Here is a 13,993-nt window from a genome sequence, read left to right as displayed (position 1 = left end):
TTTAAACCGTACTTCGCTTTGCGATGATAAATGGTTGTTCCTTTGCCCCTTTTAACAGCTGGTCTTCGGTGACAGTCACATCTTTATCCAGAATCACATTTTCTATATGCGCACCATCCTCAATCTTGCAATGCTGTAAAATAATCGAATTTTTTATTTTTGCTCCTTTGCCTACTTTTACTCCACGGAAGAGAATGCTGTTTTCTACTTCGCCATTAATAATCCCTCCTGTGGCAATAAGTGATTTCGCTATTTTGGCTGAGCTGTTATATTTAGTTGGTGGTTGATTACCAATTTTGGTGTAGACTCTTTCACCGTTTGGAAATAATTGCTGATAATTATCTGAATCTAATAAGGAAAGATTTTGGCGATAGTAGCTATCAATAGAATTGACGATCATGCTATAGCCTTGATAGTTATAGACTTGAATCTTTAATCGGTCAAGGTTATTCTGAATGCCATCCAGGAAAAAATTACTCTTGTTATTGGCGATGCATTCTTCCATCAAGGAATAGAGCAGGGATTTTCTTAATAAATAGACCCCGGTATACACATGGTTATTTTTGGTATCATTAGTAAAGGCTGTGACATTACCTTGGTCATCAGCTTCTACTTTTAAACAACTAGTATGCTCAGGCTTTAAATCGTACTGACTGGTGAGAATAGTGACGTCAGCTCCTGATCCAAGGTGCTGTTCGAATAAATGATTATAGTGCATGTTAGATATGAACTGACTGCCACTGATTAGTACATATTCCGATTTGCATCGTTCAAAGAAATCCCAATTATTACGGAAATGGCGCAGATCTCCTTTGGAAACATCGTGTGGGTCATGCCACTGTGGAGGTAAAATAAATAAACCGCCATGTCGTTTATTCAGATCCCAGTCTGCTCCTGAACCTAGATGATCAATCAAGGAACGGTATTTATGTTTAGCGAAAATAGCAATCTCGTTCATGTATGATTTAGTCATGTTGGATAAAGTGAAATCAATCAGACGATAACGACCGGCGAAGGGAGTGGCAGCTCCACAACGAAAATAGGTCAGCTCGTTCAAAAAATCATATTCATGTTCTAAATTTATTAGGCCGATCATGGTCTTCATGGCGCAACCCCCCGATTTACGGAAATAACGTCTATGTTTTCATTCGAGATAACGATTGGTTCTTCGTCAGGTAAGGATATGATCGTGGTATGATCTGGGATAATAACATTTTCCTGCACGATGACACGCTTTAATGTGACGTTGTCGCCTATTCTTCCACCAGGTAATAAAATAGATTGATCAACAGTTGTGTCTGTACCGATCCTTACATTTTCAAACAGGACGGACTGTTGCACATCCCCTGCAATCATACAGCCATTATTGATTAAGGATTGCTTGATAGAGGCCCCTTCTTCAATTAATTGTGGTGCGAAATTAGAATCGTGCGAATAAATGCGCCAATCATCGTTGTTCAATGAGAACGGTATATCATCTTCTAATAGATCCATATGTGCTTCCCAATAGCTTTGAATGGTACCAACATCTTTCCAGTAGCCTGTAAAGCGGTATGCGTACATCGAACATTGATTAGCAAGCATTGTCGGTATAATATCATGTCCGAAATCATGCTGTGAGGCGGGATTGACCATGTCAGCTTCCAAATATTCTTTTAATAATGTCCAATTAAATATATAAATGCCCATAGAAGCTAGGTTGTTTTTAGGTTCTTTTGGCTTTTCTTCAAATTGATAGATTTTTAAGTTTTCGTCGGTGTTGACGATGCCGAAACGGGAGGCTTCATTTAAAGGGATTTCAAGTGCAGCAATCGTTACATCCGCTTTTTGATCTTTGTGATATTGCAGCAGTTTATCATAGTCCATATGGTATATGTGGTCTCCGGATAATACAACTAAATATTCCGGCTGATAACGCTCGATGAATTTCATATTTTTAGTAATGGCATCTGCTGTTCCGAGATACCAGTTGCCGCCATCATTCTCTGTGTAGGGGGAAAGGATCGCGAGGCCATCTTCTAATCGATCAAGATCCCATGGTTTTCCGACACCGATATGTTTATGCAGTACAAATGGAGAATATTGGGTAAGAACGCCTACGGTATACATACGAGAGTTCAAGCAGTTGCTAAGTGTGAAATCAATAATTCGATACCTTCCACCGAAAGGGACTGCCGGTTTGGCAAGGTTTTTCGTTAATAAACCGAGACGCTTTCCAACACCACCGGCCAAAAGCATGGTCACACATTCTTTTTTCATTCCTTATCCTCCTTTTTATGTTGTTCTCTGGTGAAAATCGCGATAGCTAAAGGTGGAACCTTTACTTGGATGTGCTGTGCATGGCCGTGCCATTGTTCTGGAAGACTGAAATACTTTGCAGAGTTCAGTTGATCAGATCCACCAAAGGGTGCTGCATCTGAGTTAAAAATCTCTACATACGTACCAGGGAATGGAACGCCTATGCGATAGTCGTAATAAACATTAGGTGTAAAATTACATAGGATGATTAAGTTGTGTTCGCTCTCCTTTGCTTTCCTGATGAATAGTAGAATGCTTTGTTCGTTGTTATCTGCATCAATCCATTGAAAACCAGCCGGATCGAAGTCCAGTTGATACAATGCCGGCTGAGCCAAATAGAAATGATTCAGTTTTTGTACGTAATGTTGATGGGCGTGGTGTAATGGGTATTCTAAGAGAAGCCAATCTAATTCCTCCTGATCACGCCATTCAATATATTGACCGAATTCACCACCCATGAACATTAGTTTTTTTCCTGGATGTACCATCATATAGCCGAGAAGTAAGCGTAAATTAGCGAATTGCTGCCATTGATCACCTGGCATTTTGTTTAACAGTGATTTTTTTCCATGAACGACTTCATCATGAGACAAAGGAAGAACGAAATTCTCACTATATGCATACATCATAGAGAAGGTTAGTAAATGATGATGCCATTTCCGGTAAACAGGATCGTACTCCATATAGGTTAATACATCATTCATCCAGCCCATATTCCATTTGAAATTAAATCCGTAGCCACCGTTCGATGTTGGCCAGCTGATCATAGGTAAATCAGAACTGTCTTCTGCCATCATGAGTGCATGCGGATAGTAAGTAAATACGATTTCGTTTAATTTTTTGATAAACGCGACCGCTTCTAAGTTCTGATCTCCACCAAAGCTATTTAATATTTGCTCCTCATCGTCTCCTCGATCAAAATTAAGGTAGAACATACTTGCAACAGCATCTATGCGCAAACCATCGATGTGAAATTCCTTCAACCAGTAAATGGCATTAGAAATTAAAAAGCTTTGAACCTCCGGTCGACCAAAGTCAAAGGTTAATGTTCCCCAAGAACGTTTCTCTGCTTTACTGGCATCACGATATTCATACAGGGGTTCGCCATCGAAAAGTCGTAATCCATGCTCATCCTTGCAGAAGTGTCCTGGAACCCAGTCGAGAATTATACCAATATCGTGTTGGTGACACTGGTCAATGAAGTACTTGAACTGATCTGCCGTGCCATATCGGCTGGTGGGTGCGTAATATCCAGTGATTTGATAACCCCATGATAAATCGAATGGATGTTCTGCTACAGGTAACAATTCAATATGGGTATAACCTAACTTTTTTATATAAGGAATTAAAACACTGGCTAATTCATTATAATGATAATAACTGCCGTCTTCTTTTGTCTTCCAGGTGCCCAGGTGTAATTCATATATAAGCATCGCGGCTGGATAAGGAGTGTTAACTTGTTTATTAGATTCCCATTTTTGATCATTCCACGTATATATATCAAATGAAGGGATAACAGAAGCAGTACGTGGTCGCAGCTCTGATTGAACGGCATAAGGATCTGCTTTTAAAAAGGGTGTTCCATGTTGTGGTGTAATCATATATTTATAAGAAATATTGTTGGGAATATCAGTGAAAAATCCCGACCACAAACCGTTTGTGCTGATCTTCTCAAGTGAATAACCAGAACCGGTCCAATGATTGAAATCGCCGGCAACATTTACTTGCACAGCGTGAGGTGCCCAAACTGTGAAGCGCAGCCCTGCTTGATTGTCCTCCTGCATAAGATGACAGCCAAGGAATTGATAGCTTTGGTAGTGAGTGCCTTGGTGGAATAAATAGATATCCGTTTCTGTAATTGCTTGTTTCATAGATACTCCTTTCCTTACACCTGTGGAATGTTAAACTGTTATTATTCTATGACTTGAAGTAACGCAATATTACTTGTACACCAATTATGCAAAGATAATTATTGGGTGCAATTTTATGAGAGGGAGAAGGTTATGGACTGTTTTCAGGCATATATTGATGAGCCGGATGTTGTCGTGTTGGAACATCCTGATACAGCTTTTGTTTCAAGAGAAAATGTGAAAGTTATTGCTTCATCCCAATCCTTTCAGGTTCTATCTATCGAACGTGCAGATGAACATACCTTGTATCTTCATCTGGAAGAAACGGTGGTTTTAGGAGAGGAGATGCACCTGATTGTTGGAGACAATTACATACCGATCGATCCACGGCATATAGTATGGACTGATTGGTTTGAAAGACATTATACGGCCGAAGCAGAAGAATTAGGTGCGAACTATACGACTGAAAAAACGACTTTTAAGGTCTGGTCACCTACAGCTACCAAGGTGGAAGTATGTATGAATAACAAGCGTTATCCAATGATTAGAAAAACGAATGGTGTCTGGCAATTAGAGATGAATGGCGATTTAGCGGGGAGTCCTTTTCAATACGCGGTAACGATTAATCGAAAGGAACAACTTGTAAATGATCCCTATGCGAAAGGCATGAAGGCTAATAGTGAATGTAGTGTTGTGATGGATTTGTCAAAAACAGATCCAACAGCATTTCGGCAATTATCCTCTCCTTCTGTTGAAAAACAGGACGCAGTTATTTATGAACTGCATGTACGTGATGCCACTGTCGCAGCAACGAGCGGTGTACAACATCGAGGTAAGTATTTAGGCCTGACTGAAAAAAATACGACAACAGAGGAGGATTATGCAACTGCGTTATATTATATGAAGGAATTAGGAATTACCCATGTGCAGCTGTTGCCGATCCAGGACTATGCACGGGTGGATGAACGAAACCCATCCTGTCAATATAACTGGGGCTATGATCCACTTTATTATATGGTGCCTGAAGGTAGCTATGCGACAAATCCTGATGAACCAATGACCCGGATCATTGAATGTAAAAGAATGGTTGCGGCTTTTCATGAGCAAGGTATCGGTGTCATACTGGATGTTGTTTTTAATCATGTGTTTGCCTATGAACATTCAGTCCTCGAGGCTCTAGTGCCAGGCTATTACTTTCGCTTTTATCAGGATGGCACGATAAGTAATGGGAGCGGTACAGGTAATGACTTGGCAACTGAACGAGTGATGGTACGAAAATTACTTCTCGAAACAATTGACTATTGGTTAGAGGAATTCCGGGTGGATGGTTTTCGGTTTGATCTGATGGGACTGATTGATGTTGAGACGATGACAGCTATAAGTGAACGATGCCAAGCATGCGATCGCCCCATTCTACTACTGGGCGAGGGATGGGAAATGGAAACGGCAATAACAAGTGATAAGCATAAGAAAGCAAGCCTCTCTCAAGCTTCAGTCCTTCCAAACATCAGCTTCTTTAATGATCAGTACAGAGATGTGCTCAAGGGAAATTTGTTTGATCAGAATCAGAAAGGATTTGTTAATGGTAATGGTCAGTTTCATGACAGAATTGCCGCATTAATTGCGGGCAGTGCAGATAGTCGGTTCGGAAATACGCTCTTTTCAACCCCGCTGCAATCTGTCAATTATGTAGAATGCCACGACAATTTAACATTAGCTGATTTTTTTGCGCGTTCGAATCCCGATGTATCAGAAGAAAAACAGAAGAGGATGCATCAGCTAGCTACAGGTATGGTGCTGCTGAGCCAAGGTGTCCCATTCCTTCATGCTGGCCAGGAATTTTACAGATCAAAAAATGGGAATGAGAACAGTTACAATGCAGGTGATGAAATCAATCAATTGGATTGGCTTCAACGAGTCAAAGAGGATGAAAATGTGGTTTGGGTTCAGCAGTTAATTGCTTTACGCAACCAATACCCTCATTTCCGACTCGGGAATGAGGACAAAACGAAAGCCTTTCTGCATATAATTCCAGCGCCGCTTCCTGTCTTTGCATACATGTTAATTGGACCAAACGAAGATTTTACTATTTTCATCAATCCAACAAATGAAGTGAAAAAGACAAATTTAGCCGCGCTTGGCAGATGGGAAAAAATCGTAAGCAATTATTCAACAGCTTCCGCGCCTGTATACTTTACAGACCAAACAGAGATTGAACTTGCAGGGTATGAACTCGCGGTATGGAAAAAGAACAGATGGTAACAGGAACTGTGTAATAATTGAATAAGAGGTTACGTGGTGTGGTTTATGGGAATAGGAAAGTAAAGTTTGCAGAAAAATAGATAGACCATTCATTCTCACATATTAAGAAAGAATGAGTTGTTGGCGGTGAGGAAGATAGTTGAAGAAAAATTTCGGCACTCGCTGATAGAGAAGACGAATGCCGAGTTTTTCAAAAATATTGAATAAGAGGAGTCTTTAGACATGGTTTTAATGACGTGAATGGAAAGGGATGGAAGAATTCCTTTTATTCCTCCTACTTGTTTCTTTCCATTAATAAATTTATAATAGTACTTACTACATATATAGAAGGCAGGTGAGAAGATGGAAGAACGGGAAAAGGTCATAATTTTTCCAAAATGGAAAGATAACCTTGAGGAAAAAGCTAAAACTGCCATGCAAGAGAATCAATTTAATCAAGCCTTCGAATATTTTGATCAACTGACGGACAACGGTGTTCAAACACATGAAGTAATGACCGGAAAATTGATATGTATGATGGAACTGAATATGCAAGCAGATGCAGAAGAATTATGTGAGGAATTGATCGCGAAGAAAGATAGTTTTTATGCTTCCTATGTACATATTTATGCTACGCTGTTATTTCAGTCGAGCAAATACAGTGAGGTCATGCACATAGTAGAAGATGCTTTATTACATACAGATATACCGTCACATATTGTTAACCAGCTGCAACATATGTATCAGTTAAGCAAAGAGTTACAACAGCATGAAGATCAGAATTCGTATGCAGATGTGTTGGAGCGATTAAATGTAGCTGTCTTTGAACGGAATGACCGACAGCAGTGGTATTTAGTCAAGCGATTGTTAAAATTGGGTGTATATCGTGATAAATCATTACTTCGGGATATGCTGTCAGAGCCAACCATTCATCCGGTAGTGAAAACAGCCTTGCTGGAATATTTCGAACATGTCAAATTGGAAGACCCTATACATATTGAAAAATTTCAAATAACAGATAAATGGAATGTGGAAGAGGCAGATGCAGTATTGCCAGTTAGCTTTACGACAGGAGTATTGCATTACTTAGATAATCTCCAACATCAAAATCCTACGGAATATCAGATGATACAATTCATTCTAGAAAGATTTATGTATGTATATACACCTTTTTTACCTCACGAAGAAAACTACGAATTACTTGCGGATGCATTATGCTTTTATGTAAATCGAAGCTTTCAGTTAGTAGAGCCGGAGGATGAACGAACAGCCTCTAATCTCAAAAAACACTATGTGAATATGATTGAAACATCAGAGACATTGTATGGCAGTCTGCTTGATGTTTGATAGTCTCCTATCATATCTATTGCGAAAATTTCACTACATACGTTATTATTATTGAAAGCAAGAGCAATTATGTTATAATAAGATGGTTGCAATTTGCGTTCGGTCTATTATAGGATGGTATATTGAATGAACGTCAAATATACAGATTTTTATGTTGGAGGGAATTTAGAATGACAGCAAAATGGGAAAAGCAAGAAGGTAATGTTGGTGTCCTAACAGTAGAAGTGGATGCAGACAAATTCGATAGTGCTTTAGACCAAGCTTTTAAGAAGGTCGTTAAACAAGTACAAGTACCAGGATTCCGTAAAGGAAAAATGCCTAGAGGAATGTTCGAAAAACGTTTTGGTGTAGAATCATTATACCAAGATGCAGTAGATATTATTCTACCAGGTGAGTATTCTAATGCCATTGAAGAAACTGGAATCGAACCGGTAGATCAGCCTGAAGTAGATGTCGAACAAATCGAAAAAGGTAAAAACCTTATCTTTACTGCTAAAGTAACGGTTAAGCCTGAAGTTAAGCTTGGCGACTACAAAGGACTTGAAGTGGAAGAGCAAAATACAGAAGTAACGGATGAAGACGTAGATGCTGAAATCCAAAAACAACAAGAACAACAAGCTGAGCTTGTTGTTAAAGAAGAAGGCGAAATCGCAGAAGGCGATACAGCTGTTATTGATTTTGAAGGTTTTGTTGATGGAGAAGCTTTTGAAGGTGGTCAAGCGGAGAACCATTCACTAGAAATTGGTTCTGGTCAGTTTATCCCTGGTTTTGAAGAACAGCTTATCGGCAAAAAAGCTGGCGAAGAAACAGAAGTAACAGTGACATTCCCTGAAGAATACCATGCTGAAAATCTAGCTGGTAAAGAAGCAACCTTCAAAGTGACAGTTCACGAGATCAAAGCAAAAGAATTACCTGAATTAGATGATGAATTTGCTAAAGATGTTGATGAAGAAGTAGAAACATTAGACGAACTAAAAGATAAAACAAAAAAGCGTCTGCAAGAACAGCGTGAAAACGAAGCAGATGCGAATAAGCGTGAAAGCTTAATTCAGCAAGCATCTGATAATGCTGAAGTTGAAATTCCAGAAGCAATGGTACAGTCTGAATTAGACCGTATGCTTCAAGAATTTGAACAAAGACTTCAGATGCAAGGCATGACATTGGATATGTACTTCCAATTCTCAGGTCAAGATGAAGAAGCATTGAAAGCACAAATGCAAGAAGATGCTGGTAAACGTGTTAAAACAAACTTAACATTAGAAGCTATTTCACAAGCTGAGAATGTAGAAGTAACAGATGAAGATGTAGACAAGGAATTAGAACAAATGGCTTCCGCATACAACATGGAAATTGATCAAATCAAACAAGCGCTTGGTGGTAACACTGCAGCACTTCAAGATGATTTGAAATTCAAAAAAGCTATTGATGTCCTTGTAGATAATGCAAAAGTAAAATAAATCAATCAATTAGTAAAACAAGGTGCGTACGTCCGTACCTTGTTTTCTATCCATATTCATACATATAATTCAAGCCCCATATACATAAATTTTTGCAGAATGCAATATAAGGATATAGAATTGGGAAGACTAACATATACATAAAGAAAACTATCATTAGAAATGCAACATGTTTGTCATCGAGGTAAAAGACTGATACGCTTCTGTAAACAATGAAAAAGTGTATTACTTTTTTATTTTGAAACAATCTGATATGATTGCTTAAAGACGAGTAAACAGCTCATCGTTTTTGGGAATTTATCGTAATATTTTTTGATCAAGGGGTGAATGTCATGTATAAATTTAATGAAGAAAAAGGTCAATTAAAGTGTTCATTCTGTGGTAAAAGCCAAGACCAAGTTCGCAAGCTAGTGGCTGGCCCAGGAGTTTATATATGTGATGAATGTATTGATTTATGTACGGAAATTGTGGAAGAGGAATTAGGAACAGATGAAGAAGTAGAATACAAAGATATTCCGAAACCACAGGAAATTTGTGAAATCTTGGATGATTACGTCATCGGTCAACAAAAAGCAAAGAAGAATTTGTCCGTAGCGGTGTATAATCACTATAAGCGTATTAACGCACCAAAAGCAAAAGACGATGTAGAATTATCGAAGAGTAACATAGCGATGATTGGACCTACAGGTAGTGGTAAAACATTACTAGCTCAAACTCTTGCGCGTATTCTTAATGTGCCTTTTGCAATAGCAGATGCTACTTCTTTAACTGAAGCAGGTTATGTTGGGGAAGACGTCGAAAATATTCTGCTGAAATTAATTCAAGCTGCTGACTACGATGTAGAGAAAGCGGAAAAAGGTATTATCTACATTGACGAAATTGATAAAGTAGCACGAAAATCAGAAAATCCATCTATTACACGTGATGTTTCTGGTGAAGGGGTGCAGCAAGCCTTGCTTAAAATCTTAGAAGGTACAACGGCAAGTGTACCTCCACAAGGTGGAAGAAAGCATCCTCATCAAGAATTTATCCAAATTGATACGACAAATATATTATTTATTTGTGGTGGTGCCTTTGATGGTATTGAGCAAATTGTTAAACGCCGTTTAGGTAAGAAAGTAATCGGCTTTGGTGCAGACTCAGATAACCAGGAAATGGATAAAGCGACATTGTTATCAAAGGTGTTACCAGAAGACCTATTACGTTTCGGTCTTATTCCAGAATTCATTGGCCGTTTGCCGGTAATTGGAAGCTTGGAACCACTAGACGAAAAAGCGTTAGTTGAAATCTTAACTAAACCTAAGAATGCGTTAGTGAAACAATATAATAAACTGTTTGATATTGATAACGTAGAATTGGAATTTGAAGAAGGTGCATTGGAGGCTGTTGCTCAAAAAGCAATTGAACGAAAAACAGGTGCACGTGGTCTTCGTTCCATTCTTGAAGGTATTATGCTTGACGTTATGTTTGAATTACCTTCACGTGACGACATCAAAACATGTGTCATTACAGAAGAAACGGTATCAAAAGAAAATGGCCGTCCGAAATTGATCCATGAAGATGGTACGGTTCTCGATCTAGAATCTCCAAAAGAGAGTGCATAAAGAAAAAATCCCTTGTTATCGAAACAAGGGATTTTGTATGTTTACTGTTAATATGATAAAACTAAGCCGGAAAATACCTTTTAGATTTACAAAGAAACGAAACTTCTTTAAACTGATAACAATAGATGAGTAAAACCAATGTACTAGGTATTTGTTATTTCATACGCAGATAAAAAGCAGACAAGTGTCTGCCATTAGACTCGGGTGAATTCCATGTACTTAGGGGAGTAGCTATGATGGAGGTGCCACATGACAGAATCAAACTTTTTACATATTCCACTTTTGCCTTTGAGAGGTCTAATTGTCTTTCCAGGTATGGTCATTCATTTAGATGTCGGTAGAGAAAAATCAATCGAATCTTTAGAAAAAGCAATGATGAATGATCAACATATTTTCCTGTCTGCGCAGAAAGAAAGTGCGATTGAAGATCCGGAGAAAGAGGATATTCAGGTAGTTGGATCGGTTGCGAAAGTAAATCAAATGTTAAAATTACCAAATGGTACAATGCGAGTGCTTGTAGAAGGTTTGTACCGAGCGGAAATCAAGAAATTTATAAATGCGGAAAAACAATTTTTTGTAGAAATAAATCCATTAGAGGATAGCCATCAGAAGCCTACTGAAGAAGATGCTTTAAGAAGAGCATTACTTGAGCAATTTGAACATTATTCAAAAGTGTCGAAGAAAATTACGAAAGACACAGTTGCGACAGTAATGGATATCGAAGATCCTAGTCGGTTTGCTGATATTGTAGCCTCTCACATCGCATTAAAAATGTCAGACAAGCAAGATGTATTGGAGACAAGAGATGTTGCCAAGCGATTGCGGAAATTGTTAGAGATTATCTCCAATGAACAAGAAGTTTTGGAATTAGAGCGGAAAATAGGTCAACGTGTCAAAAAATCAATGGAAGAGACGCAGAAAGAATATTATTTACGGGAACAGATGAAAGCCATCCAAAAAGAGCTAGGCGAAAAAGACGGTCGTACTGGTGAATTGCAAGCTTTGCGTGAGAAATTAGAAGAAAAAGCATTGCCGGAACGAATCCAGGAGGTAGTAGAAAAAGAACTAAATCGCTATGAACGCGTTCCACAAAGCTCTGCTGAAAGTTCTGTTATCCGTAATTATATTGATTGGTTACTAACATTACCGTGGCAAGAGGAAACCGAAGACAATCTTAATATTCATCATGCAGAAAATGTATTAAATGCAGATCATTACGGGTTGGAAAAAGTAAAAGAGCGTGTTTTGGAATATCTTGCTGTACAACAGTTAACTAATTCTTTAAAAGGTCCTATCCTTTGCTTAGTTGGTCCTCCAGGTGTTGGGAAAACATCGTTGGCACGATCGGTTGCTCGAGCGATTGACCGACATTTTGTCCGTATATCCCTCGGTGGTGTGCGGGATGAAGCAGAAATTCGTGGTCACCGTCGGACATACGTGGGCGCAATGCCTGGTCGGATTATTCAAGGTATGAAGAAAGCCGAAACGATTAACCCAGTATTTTTACTTGATGAAATTGATAAAATGTCAAATGATTTTCGTGGTGATCCTTCATCAGCGATGTTAGAAGTGTTAGATCCAGAACAGAACAACACGTATAGTGATCATTATCTTGAAGAAACATACGATTTATCGAAAGTAATGTTCGTTGCTACAGCTAACAATTTAGCAACCATTCCACGCCCATTACTGGATCGTATGGAGGTTATTTCCATTGCCGGTTATACCGAGTTAGAAAAGTTAAATATAGCAAAGCAACACTTGTTGACAAAACAATTAAAAGAAAATGGACTTAAAAAAGGGCAGTTGCAAATTCGTGATGAGGCATTAATCAAATTGATTAGAGTGTACACGAGGGAAGCAGGAGTGCGTGGCTTAGAAAGACAACTTGCAGCAGTTTGCCGAAAAGCAGCCAAAATCATCGTATCTTCTGAAAAGCAACGTGTTGTCGTGACAGCAAAACAATTAGAAACTATTCTTGGTAAGCCAATATTCCGTTACGGATTAATGGAATCAGAAAATCAAATCGGTGCTGCCACAGGATTAGCTTACACTGCAGCTGGCGGGGATATTTTATCGATAGAGGTTAGTCTTGCGAAAGGAAAAGGTAAGCTAACCTTAACAGGTAAATTAGGAGATGTCATGAAGGAATCAGCACAAGCAGCTTTCAGCTATATTCGATCACGTGCAGCGGAACTGAAAATCGAGCCTGATTTTCACGAGAAGTTCGACATTCATATTCACGTTCCAGAAGGTGCGACACCGAAAGATGGTCCGTCGGCGGGGATTACAATGGCAACGGCTTTAATCTCAGCATTAACAGGTCGACCGGTCCGAAAAGAAGTGGGGATGACCGGTGAAATCACCTTGCGTGGCAGAGTGTTGCCGATTGGTGGCTTAAAAGAGAAAACATTAAGTGCGCATCGAGCTGGAATCACTACCATTATCATGCCAGCAGACAATAAAAAGGATCTCGACGATATTCCAGATAGCGTAAGAGAAGGATTAACCTTTATTCCAGTTGATCACTTAGACACCGTATTAGAATATGCATTATTGGAGGAGAACGATGAAAGTAAGTAAAGCAGAAATTGTGATAAGTGCAGTATCTGAGAAGCAATACCCGTCTGACAGACGTCCGGAAATTGCCTTAGCGGGACGATCGAATGTCGGTAAATCGTCTTTCATCAACAAATTAATCAATCGCAAAAATTTAGCCAGAACGTCATCAAAGCCCGGAAAGACTCAGACATTAAATTTTTATAATATAAATGATATCCTTTATTTTGTTGATGTTCCAGGCTACGGCTATGCAAAAGTATCCAAAAAAGAGCGGGAAAAATGGGGAATAATGATGGAAGAATACTTCTCGCTTCGTGATACACTTAAGTTAACGGTATTAATTGTTGATATTCGTCACAAGCCAACTGAAGATGATAGAATGATGTATGACTTTTTAAAACATTATGAAATCCCGGTATTGGTCATTGCGACTAAATTGGATAAGATACCGAAAAACAAAAAATCAGCCCATCTCAAACAAGTCATTGATACACTCGATTTAGATCCGGAAGACACTGTGATACCATTCTCGGCTGAAACGAGTGAAGGTAAAGAAGACGCGTGGAGTTATCTGTCTAAATATATTTAAATGGAAAGCAGTATGCAAGGAAGTCTTAGCATACTGCTTTTTTAT

The 13,993-nt window shown here is 38.8% G+C and carries 9 protein-coding genes; 6 read left to right on the top strand and 3 right to left on the bottom strand.

What is annotated here, in order from left to right:
- Position 1: 1 nt before the first annotated feature.
- Genes glgD through glgB form a run of 3 tightly spaced genes read right to left on the bottom strand, consistent with a single transcriptional unit; the run spans position 2 to position 4,169 of the window.
- The gene (gene glgD / locus MUN87_RS04655; protein WP_244746513.1) at positions 2-1,105 is read right to left on the bottom strand and encodes a glucose-1-phosphate adenylyltransferase subunit GlgD; all 1,104 of its coding nucleotides are present in this window, start codon (positions 1,103-1,105) and stop codon (positions 2-4) included.
- Positions 1,102-2,259, bottom strand: coding sequence for a glucose-1-phosphate adenylyltransferase (locus MUN87_RS04650; protein ID WP_244746512.1), 1,158 nt, complete (start codon positions 2,257-2,259; stop codon positions 1,102-1,104). The genes glgD and MUN87_RS04650 overlap by 4 nt, the downstream gene beginning before the upstream one ends.
- The gene (gene glgB, locus MUN87_RS04645) at positions 2,256-4,169 is read right to left on the bottom strand and encodes a 1,4-alpha-glucan branching protein GlgB (RefSeq protein WP_244746511.1); all 1,914 of its coding nucleotides are present in this window, start codon (positions 4,167-4,169) and stop codon (positions 2,256-2,258) included. The genes MUN87_RS04650 and glgB overlap by 4 nt, the downstream gene beginning before the upstream one ends.
- Before the next feature lie 132 nt (positions 4,170-4,301).
- On the opposite strand from glgB, the gene pulA reads away from it, so the two are divergent.
- The 6 genes from pulA (at position 4,302) to yihA (ending at position 13,948) form a co-directional block, all read left to right on the top strand.
- Positions 4,302-6,410 (top strand): type I pullulanase, encoded by a 2,109-nt coding sequence (gene pulA, locus MUN87_RS04640; RefSeq protein ID WP_244746510.1) that lies wholly within the window; start codon positions 4,302-4,304, stop codon positions 6,408-6,410.
- 342 nt (positions 6,411-6,752) lie between these two features.
- A complete protein-coding gene (locus MUN87_RS04635; RefSeq protein WP_244746509.1) occupies positions 6,753-7,736 on the top strand; it encodes a hypothetical protein in 984 nt (327 codons plus the stop codon).
- A gap of 170 nt (positions 7,737-7,906) precedes the next feature.
- Positions 7,907-9,193: a trigger factor gene (tig, locus tag MUN87_RS04630; RefSeq protein WP_244746508.1), complete on the top strand. Its 1,287-nt coding sequence runs from the start codon at positions 7,907-7,909 to the stop codon at positions 9,191-9,193.
- A gap of 332 nt (positions 9,194-9,525) precedes the next feature.
- A complete protein-coding gene (gene clpX, locus MUN87_RS04625; protein WP_244746507.1) occupies positions 9,526-10,797 on the top strand; it encodes an ATP-dependent protease ATP-binding subunit ClpX in 1,272 nt (423 codons plus the stop codon).
- 249 nt (positions 10,798-11,046) lie between these two features.
- The gene (gene lon, locus MUN87_RS04620; RefSeq protein ID WP_244746506.1) at positions 11,047-13,380 is read left to right on the top strand and encodes an endopeptidase La; all 2,334 of its coding nucleotides are present in this window, start codon (positions 11,047-11,049) and stop codon (positions 13,378-13,380) included.
- A complete protein-coding gene (yihA, locus tag MUN87_RS04615) occupies positions 13,367-13,948 on the top strand; it encodes a ribosome biogenesis GTP-binding protein YihA/YsxC (RefSeq protein ID WP_244746505.1) in 582 nt (193 codons plus the stop codon). The genes lon and yihA overlap by 14 nt, the downstream gene beginning before the upstream one ends.
- The last annotated feature ends 45 nt before the right edge of the window (positions 13,949-13,993 follow it).

Source organism: Gracilibacillus salinarum, from assembly GCF_022919575.1.
GTDB lineage: Bacteria > Bacillota > Bacilli > Bacillales > Amphibacillaceae > Gracilibacillus > Gracilibacillus salinarum.
The sequence above is the reverse complement of the archived record's forward strand: the minus strand, read 5'-3'. Positions and strand labels throughout refer to the sequence as shown.

What these genes read in the sequence shown, in the direction of transcription:
- pulA (WP_244746510.1), top strand. Translation starts at nt 4,302, where the DNA reads ATGGACTGTTTTCAGGCATATATTGATGAGCCGGATGTTGTCGTGTTG.
- clpX (WP_244746507.1), top strand. Translation starts at nt 9,526, where the DNA reads ATGTATAAATTTAATGAAGAAAAAGGTCAATTAAAGTGTTCATTCTGT.
- MUN87_RS04635 (WP_244746509.1), top strand. Translation starts at nt 6,753, where the DNA reads ATGGAAGAACGGGAAAAGGTCATAATTTTTCCAAAATGGAAAGATAAC.
- tig (WP_244746508.1), top strand. Translation starts at nt 7,907, where the DNA reads ATGACAGCAAAATGGGAAAAGCAAGAAGGTAATGTTGGTGTCCTAACA.
- lon (WP_244746506.1), top strand. Translation starts at nt 11,047, where the DNA reads ATGACAGAATCAAACTTTTTACATATTCCACTTTTGCCTTTGAGAGGT.
- glgB (WP_244746511.1), bottom strand. Translation starts at nt 4,169, where the DNA reads ATGAAACAAGCAATTACAGAAACGGATATCTATTTATTCCACCAAGGC.
- MUN87_RS04650 (WP_244746512.1), bottom strand. Translation starts at nt 2,259, where the DNA reads ATGAAAAAAGAATGTGTGACCATGCTTTTGGCCGGTGGTGTTGGAAAG.
- yihA (WP_244746505.1), top strand. Translation starts at nt 13,367, where the DNA reads ATGAAAGTAAGTAAAGCAGAAATTGTGATAAGTGCAGTATCTGAGAAG.
- glgD (WP_244746513.1), bottom strand. Translation starts at nt 1,105, where the DNA reads ATGAAGACCATGATCGGCCTAATAAATTTAGAACATGAATATGATTTT.